General features: G+C 71.8%; 18 protein-coding genes and 1 other RNA gene. 10 read left to right on the forward strand and 9 right to left on the reverse strand.

The window, feature by feature from the left end:
* The first annotated feature begins 1 nt into the window (after window position 1).
* The 3 genes from IGS67_RS11990 (at window position 2) to IGS67_RS12000 (ending at window position 2445) form a co-directional block, all read left to right on the forward strand.
* On the forward strand, window positions 2-853 hold the full coding sequence (locus tag IGS67_RS11990; RefSeq protein WP_192281365.1) for a Nif3-like dinuclear metal center hexameric protein: 852 nt from the start codon (window positions 2-4) through the stop codon (window positions 851-853).
* 126 nt (window positions 854-979) lie between these two features.
* Window positions 980-1720: a zinc ribbon domain-containing protein gene (locus IGS67_RS11995; protein WP_192281367.1), complete on the forward strand. Its 741-nt coding sequence runs from the start codon at window positions 980-982 to the stop codon at window positions 1718-1720.
* Between the two features lie 2 nt (window positions 1721-1722).
* The gene (locus IGS67_RS12000) at window positions 1723-2445 is read left to right on the forward strand and encodes a histidine phosphatase family protein (RefSeq protein WP_328742602.1); all 723 of its coding nucleotides are present in this window, start codon (window positions 1723-1725) and stop codon (window positions 2443-2445) included.
* Window positions 2446-2480: 35 nt separating this feature from the next.
* Here IGS67_RS12000 and IGS67_RS12005 read toward each other — a convergent pair whose 3' ends face one another.
* A complete protein-coding gene (locus tag IGS67_RS12005; protein WP_192281369.1) occupies window positions 2481-3251 on the reverse strand; it encodes a YaaA family protein in 771 nt (256 codons plus the stop codon).
* A 60-nt stretch (window positions 3252-3311) separates the two neighbouring features.
* Here IGS67_RS12005 and rnpB point away from each other — a divergent pair.
* Both rnpB and IGS67_RS12015 read left to right on the forward strand, forming a co-directional pair.
* Window positions 3312-3683: RNase P RNA component class A (gene rnpB / locus IGS67_RS12010), an RNA gene on the forward strand.
* 304 nt (window positions 3684-3987) lie between these two features.
* Window positions 3988-4362, forward strand: a complete 375-nt coding sequence (locus IGS67_RS12015; protein WP_192281371.1) for an STAS domain-containing protein — start codon at window positions 3988-3990, stop codon at window positions 4360-4362.
* Window positions 4363-4392: 30 nt separating this feature from the next.
* On the opposite strand, the gene ppgK is transcribed toward IGS67_RS12015, so the two are convergent.
* Window positions 4393-5163, reverse strand: a complete 771-nt coding sequence (gene ppgK / locus IGS67_RS12020; RefSeq protein WP_192281373.1) for a polyphosphate--glucose phosphotransferase — start codon at window positions 5161-5163, stop codon at window positions 4393-4395.
* Window positions 5160-6032, reverse strand: a complete 873-nt coding sequence (map, locus tag IGS67_RS12025) for a type I methionyl aminopeptidase (RefSeq protein ID WP_192281375.1) — start codon at window positions 6030-6032, stop codon at window positions 5160-5162. Before map ends, ppgK begins: the two co-directional genes overlap by 4 nt.
* A gap of 170 nt (window positions 6033-6202) precedes the next feature.
* Between map and IGS67_RS12030 the strand changes: the two genes are divergently transcribed.
* Together IGS67_RS12030 and IGS67_RS12035 are read left to right on the forward strand one after the other, a co-directional pair.
* Window positions 6203-6418 (forward strand): SPOR domain-containing protein, encoded by a 216-nt coding sequence (locus IGS67_RS12030; protein WP_192281377.1) that lies wholly within the window; start codon window positions 6203-6205, stop codon window positions 6416-6418.
* On the forward strand, window positions 6411-7352 hold the full coding sequence (locus tag IGS67_RS12035; protein WP_192281380.1) for a hypothetical protein: 942 nt from the start codon (window positions 6411-6413) through the stop codon (window positions 7350-7352). Before IGS67_RS12030 ends, IGS67_RS12035 begins: the two co-directional genes overlap by 8 nt.
* A 65-nt stretch (window positions 7353-7417) precedes the next feature.
* Here IGS67_RS12035 and panB read toward each other — a convergent pair whose 3' ends face one another.
* Window positions 7418-8254, reverse strand: coding sequence for a 3-methyl-2-oxobutanoate hydroxymethyltransferase (gene panB / locus IGS67_RS12040; RefSeq protein WP_407925826.1), 837 nt, complete (start codon window positions 8252-8254; stop codon window positions 7418-7420).
* Window positions 8251-9957, reverse strand: a complete 1707-nt coding sequence (locus IGS67_RS12045) for an NAD+ synthase (protein WP_192281383.1) — start codon at window positions 9955-9957, stop codon at window positions 8251-8253. The genes panB and IGS67_RS12045 overlap by 4 nt, the downstream gene beginning before the upstream one ends.
* Before the next feature lie 101 nt (window positions 9958-10058).
* On the opposite strand from IGS67_RS12045, the gene IGS67_RS12050 reads away from it, so the two are divergent.
* Window positions 10059-11396 carry a glutamine synthetase family protein gene (locus IGS67_RS12050; protein WP_192281386.1) on the forward strand — a complete coding sequence of 446 codons (1338 nt, stop codon included), beginning with the start codon at window positions 10059-10061 and terminating at the stop codon, window positions 11394-11396.
* 16 nt (window positions 11397-11412) lie between these two features.
* A complete protein-coding gene (locus tag IGS67_RS12055; protein WP_328742606.1) occupies window positions 11413-14499 on the forward strand; it encodes a bifunctional [glutamine synthetase] adenylyltransferase/[glutamine synthetase]-adenylyl-L-tyrosine phosphorylase in 3087 nt (1028 codons plus the stop codon).
* Here IGS67_RS12055 and IGS67_RS12060 read toward each other — a convergent pair.
* Window positions 14487-15689 carry an AI-2E family transporter gene (locus tag IGS67_RS12060; protein ID WP_328742607.1) on the reverse strand — a complete coding sequence of 401 codons (1203 nt, stop codon included), beginning with the start codon at window positions 15687-15689 and terminating at the stop codon, window positions 14487-14489. The genes IGS67_RS12055 and IGS67_RS12060 overlap by 13 nt on opposite strands.
* Before the next feature lie 108 nt (window positions 15690-15797).
* Window positions 15798-17222 (reverse strand): type I glutamate--ammonia ligase, encoded by a 1425-nt coding sequence (glnA, locus tag IGS67_RS12065; protein WP_192281389.1) that lies wholly within the window; start codon window positions 17220-17222, stop codon window positions 15798-15800.
* A gap of 166 nt (window positions 17223-17388) precedes the next feature.
* Between glnA and IGS67_RS12070 the strand changes: the two genes are divergently transcribed.
* Complete coding sequence (locus IGS67_RS12070) at window positions 17389-17823, forward strand: RDD family protein (protein WP_192281392.1); 435 nt, start codon at window positions 17389-17391, stop codon at window positions 17821-17823.
* Between the two features lie 78 nt (window positions 17824-17901).
* Here the strand turns inward: IGS67_RS12070 and IGS67_RS12075 are convergent, their stop codons facing one another.
* Window positions 17902-18636, reverse strand: a complete 735-nt coding sequence (locus IGS67_RS12075) for a DUF4191 domain-containing protein (protein ID WP_192281395.1) — start codon at window positions 18634-18636, stop codon at window positions 17902-17904.
* A 35-nt stretch (window positions 18637-18671) separates the two neighbouring features.
* Window positions 18672-19685: a lipoyl synthase gene (lipA, locus tag IGS67_RS12080; protein ID WP_192281398.1), complete on the reverse strand. Its 1014-nt coding sequence runs from the start codon at window positions 19683-19685 to the stop codon at window positions 18672-18674.
* Between the last annotated feature and the right edge of the window lie 82 nt (window positions 19686-19767).

Below are 19767 nucleotides of genomic sequence, written 5' to 3' on the forward strand. Positions count from 1 at the left end.
CATGTCGCAGCCGACCCTCGGCGAGGTCGTCGACCTCGTCCACTCCTGGTACCCGCCTGCGACCGCCGAGGGGTGGGACGCCGTCGGGCTCGTCGCGGGGGACCCCGCGGAGCCGGTGCGGCGGATCCTCGTCGCGCTCGACCCGGTCGCGGCGGTCGTCGACGAGGCGCTCGCGTGGGACGCGGACCTCGTGCTCACGCACCATCCGCTCCTGCTGCGCGGCGTGCACGCCGTGACGGCCGACGACCCCAAGGGCGCGATCGTCCATCGGCTCGTGCGTGGCGGGTGCGCGCTCCTCGCGTCGCACACGAACGCGGACGTCGCCGACGGCGGCGTCGCGGAGGCGCTTGCGGGCCTGCTCGGGCTCACGGGCGTCCGGCCCGTCGTCCCTGACTCACCGGGCGGCGCGACCGGCGCCGGCCGGATGGGCGAGCTGCCCTCTCCCGCCACGCTGCGCGCGTTCGCGGCGCATGCGGCCGCTGTCCTTCCGGCGACGCCGCAGGGGCTGCGTGTCGCGGGCGACCTCGACGCCGAGGTGCGGACGATCGCGGTGCTGCCGGGCTCGGACGACACACGTTTCGCGGAGGCTGCCGCGGCGGGGGCCGACGTCTACGTGTCCTCCGACCTCAAGCACCACCCGGTCTCCGAGCAGCGCGAGCGAGCGCTCCTCGGCGACGGGCGGCCCTTCGTCGTCGACACCGCCCACTGGGCGAGCGAGTCGCCGTGGCTGCGGGTCGTCGCGGCCCGGCTCGCGGCAGCGCTCGCCGCGCAGGGGCACGACGTCGAGGTGCGCGTGAGCGAGCTGCGCACCGACCCGTGGACCGCGCGCGTCGCGTCCCCGGGGCACCCCTAGTTCCCCAGCGGCACCCTCCCGTGCGCAGCGGTCCGAGGTGGGGGCCGGACCCGATAGCGTGGACCCCAGCACGCACCGGCGCAGGCCTCCTGGCCCGCGCCACCACTCCGACCCGAGGAGAACCTCATGGCGACCGCTCCCGCCGCGGACCAGGCTCGGCTGCTCGACGTCCAGGCGCTCGACACGCGACTCGACCAGATCGCGCACAAGCGGTCGCACCACCCGACGCTCGCGCGGATCGCAGAGCTCGACGGTCAGCTTGCCGACCTTCACGCGTCGCTCGTCGCGTCGCGCACTGCGGTCGCAGACCTGCGTCGTGAGCTCACCAAGGCGGAGGACGACGTCACGCAGGTGCGTGAGCGCGCCGAGCGCAACCAGAAGCGGCTCGACTCCGGTGCTGTCTCGGCGAAGGACGCGGCAGCGCTCCTCAGCGAGAACGAGTCACTCGCGAAGCGTCAGGAGGTGCTCGAGGAGATCGAGCTCGACGTCATGGAGCGCCTCGAGGCCCACGAGACCGCCCTCGCGGGCGTCGAGCAGGCGCACAACGAGCTCGTTGCGGCACGTGAGGGCGTCGTCGCCGAGCGCGACGCCGCGTACGCCGAGCTCGACGGGGAAGCCCGTGACGTCGCGGCCCAGCGTGCGACCACGGTCGACGGGCTCGACACGACTCTCGTGACGACGTACGAGAAGCTGCGCGCCCGCCTCGGCGGCGTCGCGGTCGCCGCGCTGCGTCATGGCCGGTCGGAGGCGTCGGGCATGCCGGTGAGCCCCGTCGAGCTCTCGCGCATCAAGGCTCTCGGCCCCGACGAGCTCGTCTACTGCGAGGACACGGGCCGGCTGCTCGTGCGCGGCGAGGACGCGTTCTGACCGTGCCCGGTCCGCACCAGCCTGTGCCCGCGTCGACCCCGTCGCAGCACGCGGCCTCCGGCGGCATGCGCCGGGGTGCGTCGACGGGCGAGCCCGCAACGTTCGTCGTCGTCCGGCACGGCCGCACCGCAGGGACCGAGGCCGGCCTCTGGACGGGTGGGACCCAGCCCGGTCCGGGCCTGTCGTCCGGCGGGAGGATCGACGCCGCGCGGGCGGCCGACCTCGTGGCGCGCATCGGTCGCGACCGGTGGGCCGACCTGCCACGCGTCAGCGAGATCCTCGCGTCGCCGACGGTCCGCACCCAGGAGACCGCGGCCGCCATCGGGAGGCGGCTCGGGCTCCACGTCGCGACCGAGCCCGACCTGCGCGAGGTCGACCTCGGTGCGTGGGACGGCCTCACGGGCGAGCAGATCGACGCGCTCGTGCCGGGCGCCGTCCGCACCTGGCACGCCGAGGGGACGCTCGCCGCGCCCGACGGGGAGTCGCCCGCTGAGGTCGCGGAGCGGGTCGACGCGCTTCTTGCGCGTCTCGTCCCGGGTCGTGAGGGGCGGGCGGCGGTGCTCGTCGGCCACACGATCGTCGTGCGGTCCGTCGTCGCGTCGGTGCTCGGGTTGCCCGCGTCGTCGATCAGTCGCGTGCGGATCCCGCCCGGCGGCGTCGTCATCGTGCGACGTTGGGCGGACGGTGTCGGGGAGCTCGTCGCCAGCGGCGTCGTCCCAGGCTGAGGCCCGGGACCGGGCCAGGTGAGGTCGCCGTGGCGTTAGACGACGAGCTCGAGCGTCGACGCGCCCCCACGCCCCGCATGGAGCGTCGCCTCGCGCAGCGCGCCGCCGACCATCTCGGTCGCGGCCTCGAGCAGCCCGGCCGCGGTCGTCGGCGGCTCACCCGCGCGGCGCAGCAGGTGACCGGTGAGCAGGCCGCGCGTGTGCTTGGCGTTGTGCGAGACGACCGAGCGGCGCCCGTCGAGCTCGCGGAGGACCTTGACGGTGACGTGCTCGGCGCCGCGCGGCCGGTAGGCCGCCGCGTAGGCCGCCGAGCGGCAGTCGACGACGACGTCGCCCGCGGCGCGTTCGTCGAGGCAGCGCAGCGGATCGCGCCAGAAGCGCGCGAGCGGGCCGACGCCCGGAAGGTCGGTGCCCATCGAGAGACGGTAGGCGGGGATCGCGTCGGTCGGGGTGACGACGCCCCAGAGGGCGGACACCGTGAGGACGGAGCGGAGACGCGCTGCGGCCCGCGCGTCCGTGAGCGTGCCGCCGAGGTCTGCCGCCGCGTAGAGGACGCCTGTGTAGACGCGCGCCGCTGGTGCGGTGGGTGCGATCTCGAGGTCGACGTTGCGTGCGACCTCGCCCGCGAGGCTTGCACCGACACCGAGGACCTCGAGGGCGTCCGGGAGCGCGGAGACCGTGGCGAGGGCCTCGAGGACCTTGCGCCGCTCGGCGGTGAGGTCGGGGAGGGTGAGGGCGTCGAGGTCGACGGGGGAGCCGGTCGTCGGGGCGGACTTGCCCTCGGAGGGCGGCAGCAGGACGATCACGCGAACCAGCGTAGTCGGTGCGGAGGACCGCCCGGAGCGGGGTAGTGTGGGGCCTGCAGACGAGCCGGCCGGGCGGCCGCGTGACGCCTTCGGGCGTCCCGAGGAACGTCCGGGCTCCATAGAGCAGGGTGGTGGGTAACGCCCACCCGGGGTGACCCGCGGGACAGTGCCACAGAGAACAGACCGCCCGTCCTCGGACGGGTAAGGGTGAAACGGTGGTGTAAGAGACCACCAGCGTGCCGGGTGACCGGTGCGGCTCGGTAAACCCCACCCGGAGCAAGACCAGACAGGATGTGTTCGAGGGTTGCTCGCCCGAGCATCCGGGTAGGTCGCTCGAGCCGTGCGGTGACGCACGGCCTAGATGGATGGCCGTCACCTGCACGAGGGCGACCTCGGCAGGCACAGAACCCGGCGTACAGGCCGGCTCGTCTGCTCCACCTCATGAGCGCGCACTGTTCGGGCACGCTCCGCCGGGGCATCATCGGGGCGAACCGCTCGGACCGGCCGTGCACGTCGACTCGCACGCCAGGTGTCGTCGCTCCATCAGGCCGTCGTCGAGTCACCGACGGCGCACGCCGCTCAGGTGGCGGCGCCGGACGGGCCCGACACCGAGCGGTGAGAACCCCCGTGCCGCTCCGGCGCCTGCCCGACGCGTGAGAGTCATGTAACGGTCAAGGCGTGTTCTTGCTCGAGTCGGTTGCGTGTGGCAGTGTCGACCACGGAGCAGGAGGTGGCCATGACATCCACGGGGTTCGACGACGAGCACCACGGCACCATCGAGATCCGTGTCGACGACGACCGCGCGAGGCTCGTCCTCCGCGGTGAGATCGACGGGGCACGGCGCGACGAGGCGAGCCGGGCGCTTGCCGCGGTCGTCACGGCAGCCGTGCCGGTCGAGATCGAGACGGCCGAGGTGACGTTCATCGACTCCTCGGGGATCGCGTTCCTCGTGCAGGTTCAGGCGATCGGTGCCGACGAAGGCTTCCCCGTGACCCTCGTCGAACCGTCGGAGATCGTCATCGACGTCCTACGGATGATCGGCCTCGACGACCGGTTCGGGATTGAGCCGAGCGCGAGCGAGGTGAGCGAGCTCACCCGCCTCGTCAGCTGACCACTCCAGCGCCTGGACGGGTTGAGCCCGTCAGAGGCGAGCACCGCCCGCGAGGGCCGCAGCGCCGACGATCCCGGCACGGTTGCGCAGCGTCGCCGGGACGATGGGCGCCGTGAGGTCGAGGAGCGGCAGGAAGCGTTCGTGGTGCTTGGAGATGCCGCCGCCCACGACGAGGAGGTCGGGGGAGAAGAGCATCTCGAGCGTCGAGTAGTACCGCTGGAGGCGTTCGGCCCACTGGGGGTAGGAGAGGTCCTCGCGCTCGCGCGCCGACTCCGCGGCGCGCGACTCGGCGTCGAATCCGTCGATCTCGAGGTGACCGAGCTCGGTGTTCGGCACGAGCGTCCCGTCGACGATGATCGCCGAGCCGATGCCGGTGCCGAGCGTCGTGACGATGATCGTGCCGGCTACCCCGCGGGCTGCCCCGAAGAGTGCCTCGCCGTAGCCGGCCGCGTCCGCGTCGTTGACGGCGTGCACGGGCCGGCCGAGCGCGTCGGAGAGGACGTCGGAGAGGTGGACGCCCGTCCACGACTCGTCGAGGTTCGCGATGAACGTGATGCGCCCGTGGTGGATCGGCCCGGGGAACGCGACTCCGACGGGTGTCCCGGACGGCAGGTCGAACCCGTCGACGAGCTCGCGGACGACGGCCGCGACGGCGGCCGGGGTCGACACGCCGGGGGTGGGGATGCGGACGCGGTCCGCGGTGAACTCGCCCGTCGTGAGGTCGACGGGGGCGCCCTTGATGCCTGATCCGCCGATGTCGATGCCGAAGGCGATCTGGGGGGTGGTGTCGAGGTGGCTCATGGCAGCGTGAGGATCTCCGTCCCGGTCTCGGTGACGAGGACGGTGTGCTCGAACTGCGCGGTGCGCGAGCCGTCCTTCGTGAGGACTGTCCAGCCGTCCTCCCACTGCACCCATTCGTGGGTGCCGAGGGTGAGCATCGGCTCGATCGTGAAGACCATGCCGGGCTCGATGACGTCCGCGTACGCGGGCGCCGAGTCGTAGTGCGGGATGATGAGTCCCGAGTGGAAGGACTCGCCGACGCCGTGGCCGGTGAAGTCCCGCACGACGCCGTAGCCGAAGCGTGCGGCGTACTTCTCGATGACGCGGCCGATGACGTTGACCTCGCGGCCTGGGCGGACGGCCTTGATGCCGCGCATCATGGCCTCGCGGGTGCGCTCGACGAGCAGCGCGTCGTCCTCGCTGATCTCGCCGACCGCGAACGTCGCGTTGTTGTCGCCGTGGACGCCGTCGATGTACGCGGTGATGTCGATGTTGACGATGTCGCCCTCGACGAGCACGGTCGAGTCGGGGATGCCGTGGCAGATGACCTCGTTGACGGAGGTGCACAGCGACTTGGGGTAGCTGCGGTACCCCAGCGTCGACGGGTAGGCGCCGTGGTCGCAGAGGAACTCGTGGCCCACACGGTCGATCTCGTCGGTCGTCACGCCCGGTGCCACTGCTGCGCCTGCGACCTCGAGCGCCTGAGCGGCGAGGCGCGCGGCGACGCGGATGCGTTCGATCGTCTCGGGCGTCTTGATCTCGGACCCCGTGAAGGGTCGCGGCGCGGGACGGTCGACGTACTCGGGCCGGGCGATCGAGGCGGGGACGGCGCGGCGGGGGCTGACGGCCCCGGGTTCGAGCGGGTCGCGGGAACGTCGGGGTGTCGTCATGCAGGTGATTCTACGTGCGCCGACGCGCGGACGGGCCCTGCCGACACGGTGGGCGGCTTCCCGCGCGCGGGAACGCGCGGAGGGAGTAACCTGTGCCCCGCAAGGGGCGCAGCCCGGCGACCGCCGGCGCTGATCCACGGCGCAGGCGCGCCACTGACGAAGAGGTCACGATGGGGCACGGGCCCGACGACGACGTCGCGTTCTTCTACAACCTCACGACGGGTGAGGTCGAGCACGGGCGGCAGCACGCCGCTCAGCACCTCATGGGTCCGTACCCGACGCGCGAGGCCGCTGCTGCGGCGCTCGAGAGCGCCCGCGCCCGCACGGAGGCGTGGGACGCCGCGGACGAGGCGGAGCGCGACGAGTGGGACGACGACGATGAGTGACGCGCGCACCGCGAGCCCGCTCACGGTCGTGGTGGCGGCGGTCACGGCGCTCGTCGTCCTCGTGTGCGCGATCGCGGCCGCGTCGATGCTCACGGGCCGTCCCGACGCTGCGGCCACTGCCGGTGCGACCGTGCCGAGCGTCCCTGACGGGCCGGCCGTCACCGCGGTCTCGCGTGATGACGCCGCGGGGCGTCCCGCGCCGGGCGACGAGCCGACGGAGGCGTCGGGCACCGCGCTCGAGATTGCGGCGGCAGCGGTCACGGGGGCGCTCGGGAGCAGCACGTGCGAGGACGCCGCCGCCGACACGGCCGCGCTCCTCGCAGCGATCAGTGGGCTCGGCGAGGCCGCGACGTGGATCGACCGAGGTGTGCTCGACGGTGCCGTCGGCCAGCCGGTCGAGGTCTTCGCGGAACGTTGCGGCTCGGCGCACGCGTCGGCCGTCGTCGGTGCGCTCGGGCTGCCCGCGGTCGTCTCCGGGCCGCTCGCCGCATACGTCGCCAACGGTGGCGCACGCTCGAGCGTCGACGCGGCGGCGGCGCGCGACGAGCTCGCGGTGGGCGTGCCCGCGAACCTGCTCGTCGGTGAGTCTGCGTCGCGCAGCGTCCAGCAGTTCATGCTTCCGTCGGGCAACATCGCGTGCGCGATCGGGGGGGACGGCGCACGGTGCGAGATCGCGGACGCCGACTTCGGCACGGACCCTGCGGGTGCGTGCATGGGGCGCTGGGGCGGCCTCGTCACCGTCGGCTCGGGCCCGGGGTCGCCCGGGTGCCTCGAGGGCTGGTCGGCTCTCGGCGGCGGCACGGTCCTGCGCTACGGCGAGTCGACGCGTGCGGGAGGGTTCTCGTGCGCGTCCTCGGCCGAGGGTGTCGCCTGTCGCAACGACGCGACCGGGCACGGGTTCTGGCTCCGGTCGAGCGCGTTCCTCGTCTTCTGACGGGGGCTAGACCACGGTTGAGCGCCCGGCCCCGCACGCGCGGGGCCGGGCGCTCGATTGTGAGGTCAGCTCGTGTACGTGTGCTCGGGCCCGGGGAACGTTCCTCCTGTGACCTCGGCGACGTAGTCTTTCGCGGCCTGCGAGAGCGCCGCACCGACCTGCCCGAACTGCTTGGCGAAGCGCGGCGACCACTCACCCATGCCAGCCATGTCGAGCCACACGAGGACCTGGCCGTCGCAGTCGGCCCCGGCGCCGATGCCAATCGTCGGGACGTGGAGGATCTCGGTGACGTCGCGCGCGACGGGAGCGGGCACCATCTCGAGGACCACGGCGATCGCGCCGGCTTCCTGGAGCGCCAGCGCGTCGGATTTCAGCTGCTCGGCCGCGTCGCCGCGCCCCTGGATGCGCTTGCCGCCGAGGACGTTCTCGGACTGCGGGGTGAAGCCGAGGTGGCCGACGACCGGGATGCCGGACTGCGTGAGGAGCCGCACCTGGTCGGTGATGCGGCGTCCGCCCTCGATCTTCACGGCGTGGACGCCCGCCTCCTTCATCATGCGGACGGCGCTCGCGTGAGCCTGCTCGGGCGATGCTTCGTACGTGCCGAAGGGGAGGTCCGCGACGACGAGCGCGCGGCGTGCGCCGCGTGCCACGGCGCGCGCGGCCGGGATCATCTCCTCGAGCGTCACGGGCAGCGTGTTCTCGTGGCCGAGCATGTTGTCGGCCATGGAGTCGCCGACGAGGAGCATGTCGACGCCCGCGTCGTCGAAGATGCGCGCGGTGGGCAGGTCGTACGCGGTGAGCATCGTGAGCCGGCGCCCGTGCTCCTTGGCCTCCCTCAGATGGTGGACGCGTACCCGGCGGGGCGGTGTCGTCATGCCGGGCGTGGGAGTGGGGTCGCTCATGGCTGCTCCAGGTTCGGGGTCGTGGTGCTCGGGGTGGGGGCCACGTCAGGGGTCGGTGGGGTCTCGCGCCGCCGGCTGGTCACCGGCAGGCGACGGTCGCGGCCGAACGCGACCGCGCTGATCTTGGGTCCCGGCGGGTACTGTCGGCGCTTCCACTCGGCGCGGTCGACGAGCCGCAGGACGAGGGCGATCGTCGCGGGGTCGTGCCCGGCGGCGGCGAGGGCGTCGTGGCCGAGGTTGCGGCCCACGTAGTCCTCGAGGACAGCGTCGAGGCGGTCATACGGCGGCAGGGAGTCCTGGTCGACCTGCCCGGGGCGCAGCTCGGCCGACGGCGGCTTCGTGATGGACGACTCGGGGATCGGGGGGATCTCACCGTGGTCGAGCGCATGGTCGTCGCGCCAGCGGGCGAGCGCCCACACGCGGGACTTGAGGACGTCCTTGATCGGGGCGTAGCCGCCGACGGCGTCGCCGTAGATCGTCGAGTAGCCGACGGCGAGCTCGGACTTGTTGCCCGTCGCGAGCGTGAGGTGGCCCTCCGCGTTCGAGAGGGACATGAGGATCGTGCCGCGGACGCGCGCCTGGAGGTTCTCGGCGGCGACGCCGTCGAGCGGCAGGTCGCGCATGAACGCGTCGACGGTTCCGCCGATCGGCTGGACGCGGTAGTCGGCACCGATCCGCTGCGCAAGGTCGGCCGCGTCGTCCTTCGAGTGCTGCGAGGAGTAGGCCGACGGCATGGAGACCCCGACGACGTTCTCGCCCCCGATCGCGTCGGCCGCCATGACGGCGACGAGCGCGGAGTCGATGCCGCCCGAGAGACCGAGGACGACCGAGCGGAAGCCGTTCTTACGGATGTAGCCGGAGAGGCCGGCGACGCAGGCGCGGTAGACCTCCTCGTCGGGGTGGAGCGGAGGAGCGACGCGTCCGCGGCGCAGCGCGCCGCCGCGTGTCGGCACGTCGTGGACGAGGAGGTCGGGCGTGAACTGCGGCGAGCGGGCGACGACCTCGCCCGCGACGTCGAGGACGAAGCTGCCGCCCTCGAGGACGAGGTCGTCCTGGCCTCCGACCTGGTTGACGTAGGCGACGGGTGCACCGAGGGTCGCAGCGACGCGGCGTGCGTGCGCGAGCCGCTCGAGGTCCTTGCCCTCCTCGTACGGGGAGCCGTTGACGACGACGACGAGGTCGAGGTGAGCGTCCGCGAGCTCGGCGACGGGGCCGTCCGCCCGCCACAGGTCCTCGCAGACGAGCAGGCCGACGCGGTGTCCGTCGACGTCGAGCACGGTCGTCGTCGTGCCCGCGGCGAAGATCCGGGCCTCGTCGAAGACGCCGTACGTCGGCAGGTGGCGCTTGTCGTACGTCGCGACGACGCGGCCGTCGCGGAGCGCGACGGCCCGGTTCGTGGGCCGGGGCCCGTCGGGCGTCGTCGTCGTGCCAAGGGTGCCGACGATGACCGTGACGTCGCCGTGCCCGGCCTCGGCGAGGTCGCGCGCGAGCACGTCGACCGCGGTCCCGGCGTCGTCGCGGAACGCGGCGCGCAGCGCGAGGTCCTCGACGGGGTAGCCGGTGAGCGTCATCTCGGGCAGGGCGACGAGGCGTGCGCCGTCGGCCGCGGCGGCGGCGACCGCGTCGAGGACGAGGCGGGCGTTGCCCTCGAGGTCACCGACGCACGTGTCGGCCTGGGCGAGCGCGATGCGCAGATCTAGCATGGCTCCAGCCTAGGACGTGCCGGCGACCGACGACGCAGGTGGATGCCGTCCGACGCGGGGTACGCAACGTGCTCGTAACACTTGTCGGGCAGGATGGGCGCATGGACAAGCAGCAGGAGTTCGTGCTTCGCACCGTCGAGGAGCGCGACATCCGATTCATCCGTCTCTGGTTCACCGACGTCCTCGGCATGCTCAAGTCCGTCGCGATCGCCCCGGCCGAGCTCGAGGGCGCTTTCGCCGAGGGCATCGGGTTCGACGGGTCCGCGATCGAGGGCCTCACGCGCGTCTATGAGGCCGACATGGTCGCGCGCCCCGACCCGTCGACGTTCCAGACGCTGCCGTGGCGCGGGGACCGCAACGGCACGGCGCGGATGTTCTGCGATCTCCTCAACCCGGACGGTACGCATTCGCTCGCGGACTCCCGCCATGTCCTCAAGCGTGCGATGGACCGTGCGGCCGCCAAGGGCTTCACGTTCTACACGCACCCCGAGATCGAGTTCTACCTCTTCAAGGCTCCGCTCTCCGCCGGTGATCCGCTCGTGCCGGTCGACCAGGCCGGCTACTTCGACCACGTCGCACGCGGCAACGCGCACGACTTCCGTCGTGCTGCGATCCAGATGCTCGAGTCCATGGGCATCTCGGTCGAGTTCTCGCACCACGAGGCGGGTCCGGGCCAGAACGAGATCGACCTGCGTTACGCGGACGCCCTGACGACCGCCGACAACGTCATGACGTTCCGCACGGTCATCAAGGAGGTCGCGCTCGAGCAGGGCGTGTACGCGTCGTTCATGCCGAAGCCGATGGCGGAGCACCCCGGTTCGGGCATGCACACCCACCTCTCGCTGTTCGAGGGCGACCGCAACGCGTTCCACGAGCCGGGCGCGCAGCACGAGCTGAGCAGGACGGGACGCGCGTTCATCGCGGGCCTCCTCACGCACGCGGCGGAGATCACGGCGATCACCAACCAGTACGTCAACTCCTACAAGCGGCTGTGGGGCGGCGCCGAGGCGCCGAGCTACATCTGCTGGGGCCACAACAACCGCTCCTCGCTCGTGCGCGTGCCGATGTACAAGCCGGGCAAGGGGAACTCCTCGCGCATCGAGTACCGGGCGCTCGACTCGGCGGCGAACCCGTATCTCGCGTTCGCGGTCCTGCTTGCCGCGGGGCTCAAGGGCATCGAGGAGGGGTACGAGCTGCCCGAGGGGTCGGCGGAGGACGTATGGCTCCTCACGGACGCCGAGCGGCGTGCGGCCGGCATCGAACCACTGCCGCAGTCGCTCGACGAGGCCGTGCGCCTCATGGAGCGCTCGGAGCTCGTCGCCGAGACGCTCGGCGAGCACGTCTTCGACTTCGTGCTCCGCAACAAGCGTCAGGAGTGGGAGGCGTACCGCTCGCAGGTGACGCCGTTCGAGCTCGAGCGCTTCCTGCCCGTCCTGTGAGCGTGGCGGTCGGCGGGTGAGCGTCCCGGTGCCTGGTGCGGGGGGCGGTCGGCGCGAGTCGGCCGGCGCACGTCTACGCCGCGCGGGCTTCCTCGAGGTGGCGCGGGCCGAGTCGTTCCTCGCCGATGCTGCCCTTGCTCGCGTCGTCGTCGACACGGATGCGCTCGTCGTGGCGCTCGCTCCGGTCGCGGACCCCGATGCGGCGCTGCTCGCACTCGTGAGGCTTGCGGAGGCCGTCGCGGGGCGCCCCGAGGAGGCGGCGCTCCGTCGTGCGCTCGCGACCGACGACGACGCCCGCGCGCGGCTGCTGGCGGTCCTCGGCGCGTCGGTCGCGCTCGGCGACGAGCTCGTCCGGCACCCCGACGTCCTCGGGGACGTGCTCGACGACGCCACGCCTCTCGGCGTCGACTCTGGTGCCGTGCGCGCCGAGCTGCTGCGGGCGGTCGGAGCGGACCCGTCGGCGGACGTGCCGGTCGCACTCGTCGGGGCGCTCACGGCCGGTGGCTCCGGGGAGGCGGCCTCGTCCGCTGATCTCGCGTCGGTGACCGACGCGATGCGTCGCGCCTACCGTCGGCGGCTTGCGCGGATCGCCGCACGGGACCTCGCGTCGCCCTCGCCCGAGGACGTCATGCCTGCTGTCTCGGCGGCACTCTCGGACCTTGCGGCGGCCGCGCTCGAGGCGGCCCTCGCGATCGCCCGGGCGGGCCTGCCTGGGCATGGTGCCGGGACGCGTCTCGCGGTCGTCGCGATGGGCAAGTGCGGGGCCCGCGAGCTCAACTACGTCTCGGACGTCGACGTCATCCATGTGGCCGAGCCCGTCGACGGCGGCGACGAGACCGTCGCCCTCCAGGACGGTGCGCGACTCGCGGCGGCGCTCGCGCGCATCTGTGCGCAGCCGTCGGGGGAGCCCCCGCTGTGGACGGTCGACGCAGCGCTGCGGCCCGAGGGCAAGGACGGGCCGCTCGTGCGGACCGTCGCGTCGCACCGCGCGTACTACGAGCGGTGGGCGAAGACGTGGGAGTTCCAGGCGCTCCTCAAGGCACGTCCTGTGGCGGGCGACGCCGCGCTGGGCCAGGCGTACCTCGACGCGGTCTCGCCGATGGTGTGGCAGGCGGTGGCGCGGGAGAACTTCGTCGCCGACGCGCAGGCCATGCGCCGCCGCGTCGAGAACCACGTCCCGGCCGCCGAGGCGGACCGGCAGGTGAAGCTCGGCAAGGGCGGTCTGCGTGACGTGGAGTTCACCGTCCAGCTCCTCCAGCTCGTGCACGGGCGCACCGACAGCTCGATCCGTGCGGCGACGACGCTCACGGCGCTCGACGCTCTCACCGACGCCGGCTACGTCGGGCGTGACGACCGGGACGAGATGGCACGCTGCTACCGCTTCCTGCGCGTGCTCGAGCACCGCCTGCAGCTGTCCGGCCTCGCTCGCACGCACCTCCTGCCGACCGCGGAGACCGACCTGCGACGACTCGCGCGCTCGGTCGGGTTGCGTGCGGGGGGTGCTGACGGTCTGCTAGCCGCCTGGCGTGACACCCGTCACGTGGTGCGCACGATGCACGAGCGTCTCTACTACCGGCCGCTCCTGCCCGCGGTCGCGCGCCTCTCAGCGACCGAGGTGTCGCTACGCCCGGAGGATGCTCGCGCGCGGCTCGCGGCAATCGGCTACCGCGACCCGGCGGGCGCGGCGCGGCACATCGCAGCGCTCACCGAGGGCGTCTCACGGCGTGCCTCGATCCAGCGGCAGCTGCTGCCCGTCATGCTCGGCTGGTTCGCCGAGGGCGCGGACCCTGACGCGGGGCTGCTCGCGTTCCGCGTCCTGTCCGACGAGCTGGGCTCGAGCCACTGGTACCTCAAGCTGCTGCGCGACTCGGGAACGGCCGCGCACCGGCTCGCACGGCTGCTCGCTGGTGCGCGCTACCTCGCGGACGCGCTTGCACGCTCGCCCGAGTCCGTGTCGTGGCTCGGCGACGACGCCGAGCTCGCGCCGCCCGGTGCGGAGCGGCTCGCGATCGAGATCGACGCGGTGCTCACGCGTTCGGACGAGGTTGAGTTCGCGACGCAGTCGGTCCGCGCCCTGCGTCGACGTGAACTGGCCCGGACCGGCGCGGGCGAGGCGCTCGGACTCGTCGACGTCCTCGGCGCGGTTCGTGCGATCTCCGGGGTCACCGACGTCGTGCTGGCGTCGGCGCTGCGCATCGCTCACCACGCGGTCCGAGCGGAGCGCGGGCTCGACGGGCCGCTCGCGGACGTCCTCGTCGTCGGCATGGGGCGGCTCGGCGGTCACGAGTCGGGCTACGGCTCGGACGCTGACGTGCAGTTCGTCCACCGGGCGCGCGCAGGCGTCGACGAGTCCGACGCGCACGCGTACGCGACCGCGGTCTGCGCTCGGCTGCGCCAGCTGCTCGGGGAGGTCGGTCCGGAGCCGTCGCTCGAGGTCGATGCGACACTGCGTCCCGAGGGGCGCAACGGGCCGCTCGTGAGGTCCGTCGCGTCGTTCGCCGAGTACCACTCACGGTGGTCCCTCGTGTGGGAGGCGCAGGCCCTCCTGCGGGCGCGCTGCGTCGCGGGCCCCGAGGAGCTGTGGGACGAGGTGGCTGCGATCGTCGACCCGATCCGCTACCCGGCGGAGCTGTCGCCCGAGAAGGCGCGGGAGGTCCGCCGGATCAAGGCACGTGTCGAGGCTGAACGGATGCCGCGGGGGAGCGACCCGGCGCGCAACGTCAAGCTCGGACGCGGGGGCCTCGCGGACGTCGAGTGGACCGTCCAGCTGCTTCAGCTCGAGCATGCGAGGCGGGTGCCAGGCCTGCGGACGACATCGACGCTCGACGCTCTCGACGTCCTCGCCCACGAGGGTCTTGTCGAGGCCACTGACGCCGAGGTCCTGCGCGAGGCGTGGCTCCTCGCATCGTCGGTCCGTCACGCGAACGTGCTGTGGTCGGGGCGTGCGGACGGTGCGGGCACGGACGTGCTGCCCGCGGCGCGGCGTGACCTCGAGGGCATCGCGCGACTTCTCGGGCGCGACGCGAATGACCTCGAGGAGACGTACCTGCGGACCGCGCGCCGTTGCCGCGCGGTCGTCGACCGCATCTTCTACGGCGCCTGAGGCGACCCGGTCCCGTCGGCGTCCGCCGCGATCGTCGGGACCCGCACGACACCGTCGTCAGGGTCCGCGGTGCCCTTCCACCCGTCGGCGGGCTCGTGCTCGCGGAGCATCGCCGAGTCGACGAGCTCGTGCCGACGCAGGTACGTCGATGCGACGGCCTGGATCGTCGCGGCGACGGGCAGCGCGAGGAACGCGCCGAGCGCCCCGAAGACGGCGCCGAACGCGAGGACGACGACGAACGCGACCGCCGGGTTCATCTCGAGGGCCTTCTGCGAGATCTTCGGCGAGAAGATGTAGTTCTCGATCTGCTGGTAGACGACGATGAAGACGAGCACCGCGAGCGCCTTCATGGGGCTCTGCGCGAGCGCGAGAAGGACCGGCAGCGCGCCACCGATGTACGTGCCGATCGTCGGCACGAACTGCGAGACGATGCCCGTGAAGAGGGCGAGCGGCAGCGAGTACGGGATGCCGAGGATGATGAGGAAGACGAGCGTGAACGCCGTCGAGAGGAACGCGAGCACGAGCCGCGAGTTGATGAAGCCCGAGACCTTCACCTGCGTGATCTCCCACAGGTGGAGGACCGTCACCTGGTTGCGGGGCGCGAGCCACGAGCAGATCGCGGCCCGGAACTTCGGGCCGGCGGCGCACAGGTAGTAGACGACGAGGCCGATCGTCATGACGGCGAAGATGAAGCCGAGCAGCGAGCTGCCGATGCCGAGCGCCGACGACGCGATGTCGTCGCCCCAACCGTCGATCGCCTGACCGAGAAGCTTCTCCTTCTCGGGCAGCTCGGCGCCGAAGCTCTCGGACGCCCACGTGCGGATGTTCTCGTAGGTCTGGGGGACGGACTTGCCGAGCTCGATGACCTGCGTGACGAACATCGTCCCGAACATTGCGATCATCGCGACGATCGCGAGGAACGCACCGCCCATGACGACGCCCGTCGCGGCGCCGCGCTTCCATCGGTGGCGCACGAGCCACGCGATCATCGGCTCGAGCATGAGCGAGATGAACAGCGCGATGACGAGGTTCGTGAAGAGGGCCGTGAGCATGCCCATCGCGCGCCACGCGAGGACGCCGACGATGACGGCGACGACGCACATGACGAGCGCCTTCGGCAGCCAGCGCGGGGGCCGTGACGCAGGGTCGACCTCGTCGAGGTAGCGCGGCTGGACGTCGGGAGCAGTCACGGGGTCCTCCAACGGAGCATGGTGCGGGCAGAGCGAACCTACCGCAACGACGGCGGGGCCCGCGCGCAGGATCTGCGTGCGGGCCCCGCCAGGAACGGCTACGTGATGTCAGCAGTCGTAGTAGAGCTCGAACTCGTGCGGCGTCGGACGCAGCTGGATGGGGTCGAGCTCGCGCGTGCGCTTGTAGTCGATCCACGTCTCGATGAGGTCGGGCGTGAAGACGCCGCCGACGGTGAGGAAGTCGTGGTCTTCCTCGAGGGCCTTGAGCGCCTCGTTGAGGCTGCCCGGGACCTGCTGGATGAGCGCGTGCTCCTCCGGGGGCAGCTCGTAGAGGTCCTTGTCGATCGGCTCCGGGGGCTCGATGCGGTTCTTGATGCCGTCGATGCCCGCGAGAAGCTGGGCCGCGAACGCGAGGTACGGGTTGGCTGACGGGTCCGGGACGCGGAACTCGACGCGCTTCGCCTTGGGGTTGGAGCCCGTCACCGGGATGCGGATGCACGCGGAGCGGTTGCGGGCCGAGTACACGAGGTTGACCGGGGCCTCGTAGCCGGGCACGAGGCGACGGTAGGAGTTCACCGACGGGTTCGTGAAGGCGAGCAGCGCGGGCGCGTGCTTGAGGAGACCGCCGATGTACCAGCGCGCGATGTCGGAGAGGCCGCCGTAGCCGGCCTCGTCGTAGAAGAGCGGCTTGCCGTCCTTCCACAGCGACTGGTGGGAGTGCATGCCCGAGCCGTTGTCCCCGAAGAGGGGCTTCGGCATGAAGGTCACGGACTTGCCGGCCTCCCACGCGACGTTCTTGATGACGTACTTGAACTTCATGAGGTCGTCCGCAGCCGCGGTGAGCGTGGAGAACCTGTAGTTGATCTCCTGCTGCCCGGCCGTGCCGACCTCGTGGTGGGCGCGCTCGACCTCGAGGCCCACCTCGTTGAGGACCGCGCACATGTCGTCACGCAGGTCGGCCATCTGGTCGTTGGGGGAGACGGGGAAGTAGCCACCCTTGTAGCGCGTCTTGTACCCGAGGTTGCCGCCCTCCTCCTCGCGGCCGGTGTTCCACGCGGCTTCCTTGGAGTCGAGCGAGTAGAACGCGGAGTGCTGCGTCGTCGCGAAGCGCACGTCGTCGAAGACGTAGAACTCGGCCTCGGGAGCGAAGAACGCAGTGTCGGCGATGCCCGTCGAGCGCAGGTAGGCCTCGGCCTTGAACGCGACGTTGCGCGGGTCGCGCGAGTAGGCCTCGTCCGTGAAGGGGTCGACGATCGAGAAGTTCACGATGAGCGTCTTGCGCTTGCGGAACGGGTCGACGTACGCGGTCGTCACATCGGGGATGAGCTTCATGTCCGACTCGTGGATGGCCTGGAAGCCGCGGATCGAGGACCCGTCGAACATCATGCCGTCCGTGAAGGCGGACTCCTCGAACTGCGCGATCGGAATGTTGAAGTGCTGCATCACTCCGGGCAGGTCGCAGAAGCGCACGTCGACGAACTCGACGCCCTCGTTACGCGTGAAGGCGATGGCCTCCTCGGCGGTGGTGAACATCCGTAGCTCCTTGGGGAGAGTGGGGCGCCCTCGATCGGGCATGTCCCAACCTAGGAGGGCGCGATTTCTCGACCGTGACCCTGATGTTTCGGACGTGTTACGCGTGCGGCCCGCACGTGAGTTTCGTGTGAACGGAAGCCCCGTGCGGCCCACGTAGGCTGGTGCCGTGGTCTCGAGAGAAGACATCGGTTCATGGTTGGAGGGCGCCCCGGCGGGCGACGGCCCGGCGGGCGAGAGGCTCGGGCTTCCCGCGGAGGGCCCGGGCTCGCTCGCGACCCTCGGGCGGCGCGTGCCCGCGCTGTTCCTCGACTGGTTCGCGTGCATGGGCGTGTCGGCGCTGTTGTTCGACGGGAACGCGACCGCGACGCTGCTCGTGTTCCTCGCCGAGAACGTCGTGCTCGTCGGGCTTCTCGGCTTCACCCTCGGTCACAGGATCTTCGGCATCGGTGTGCGCCGGCTCGACCGCGCGCCGTTCGTCGGGCCGCTGCGTGCCGCGGTGCGGTCGGTCCTCCTGTGCCTCGTCATCCCCGCCGTCGTGTGGGACGGCGACGGTCGTGGCCTGCACGACCGCGGTGCGGGCACGGTGCTCGTGCGTCTCTGACAGCGTCCGGACGCTCCGACGACGTGAGGCGCCCACCCCGCCTGGGGTGGGCGCCTCACGCCGTCGGAGCGGGGTGGATCAGCGGCCGCGCATGCCCTTGCGGTCGACGCGCATGCGCGTGGGGTCGATGCCCTTGGGGATCGGCAGTCGCGCGGTCCCGAGCGCCTGGAGGCGCTTGAGGACGACGGAGATCTCGTGCTTGTTGATCGCCGGCTTGAGCTTCGTCACGTGGCGGACGAGCTTGGGCAGAGGGATCTGCCCGGGCTCGCGGCCGATCTGGACGACCGTCACAGGGACGTTCGGCAGGACGCGCACCGTACGCTTGCGCTCGTTCTCGCCGACACGCTGTGCGCGCGCCGCGGGCGCCTCGACGAAGAGGACGACGCCCGGGCGACCGACGCCCCGGAACACCGCGTCGTGCGTGCGCGGGTCGATGAAGACGGGCTCCTGGTCGAACGTCCAGCCGCGCCGGATCGTGCCGAGCGCGGCGAGCGACGCCCCGGGCTGGCCTTCGATCCGTGCGTACGCGGCCCTCTCGGCGCGTCGCGCGAGGACGAACATCGCGCCGAGAACGGCGGTCGGCACGCCGAGGATGCCCCAGAACCAGAGGTTCTCGAACACGATGCCGAGGACGATCGCGACGGCGAGGATGCCAGCGAAGGTCCCGAGGATCCACCAGCGCACGGCGGGGTCCTGCGTGACCGTCATCTTGTAGGCGTCCCACACCTGGTGGTACCACCGGCGCTTCTTCACCTTGGTCTTCTTCGTGGCCGCCTGCGCGGGCGCAGCGGCGTCATCCTTCTTGCGGGCCATGATCGCCAGTCTAGTGCCGTTCGAGGGTGTCCCGGTCAGGACGTCGGCTGCTGGGAGAGGAGGTGAGCGGCTTCCTGGCGCGACGTCGTCGGTTCGGCAAGGTGCGCGAGCTCGGCAGGGATCTCGAGGCCGCGGCGCGTCATGGCCTGTCCCCAGAGGCGACCCGCGCGGTAGGAGGAGCGGACGAGCGGTCCGGACATCACGCCGAGGAAGCCGGTCGACTCGGCGACCTCCGAGAGGTGCACGAACTCCTCGGGCTTGACCCAGCGATCGACGGGGTGGTGTCGCGGGCTCGGGCGGAGGTACTGGGTGATCGTCAGGAGGTCGGTACCGGCCTCGTGGAGCGCGACGATCGCCTCCTCGGCCTCCTCGGTCGTCTCGCCCATGCCGAGAATGAGGTTCGACTTCGTGACGAAGCCGGCCTCGCGCGCCTGCGTGAGCACGGACAGGGAGCGGTCGTACCGGAAGCCGGGCCGGATCTGCTTGAAAATGCGTGGCACGGTCTCGAGGTTGTGCGCGAGCACCTCGGGGCGCGACGAGAAGACCTCGGCGAGAAGCTCGGGCACCGCGTTGAAGTCGGGGATGAGCAGCTCGACGCCAGTGCCCGGGTTGAGGGCGTGGATCTGCCGCACCGTCTCGGCGTAGAGCCAAGCACCGCCGTCGGGCAGGTCGTCACGGGCGACACCCGTGATCGTCGAGTACTTGAGGCCCATCTGGCGCACCGACTCCGCGACTCGCCGGGGCTCGTCACGGTCGAGCGCGGCGGGCTTTCCCGTGTCGATCTGGCAGAAGTCGCAGCGACGCGTGCACTCGGAGCCACCGATGAGGAACGTCGCCTCGCGGTCCTCCCAGCACTCGTAGATGTTGGGGCAGCCGGCTTCCTCGCACACGGTGTGGAGCCCGCCCGAGCGCACGAGATCCTTGAGCTCGGAGTACTCCGGGCCCATCGTCGCGCGGGTCTTGATCCAGCCCGGCTTCTTCTCGATCGGGACGGCGGCGTTGCGCGCCTCGACCCGCAGCATGCGGCGGCCCTCGGGTGCGATCGTCACGTGCTCTCCTGGGTTCTCAGGGACGGAGGTCCCAGCGTACGTCGGGGGCTGTCGTCGCGGGCGGGGATCCGGTTGCCGGACG

Source organism: Flavimobilis rhizosphaerae (genome assembly GCF_014852685.1).
GTDB lineage: Bacteria > Actinomycetota > Actinomycetes > Actinomycetales > Cellulomonadaceae > Flavimobilis > Flavimobilis rhizosphaerae.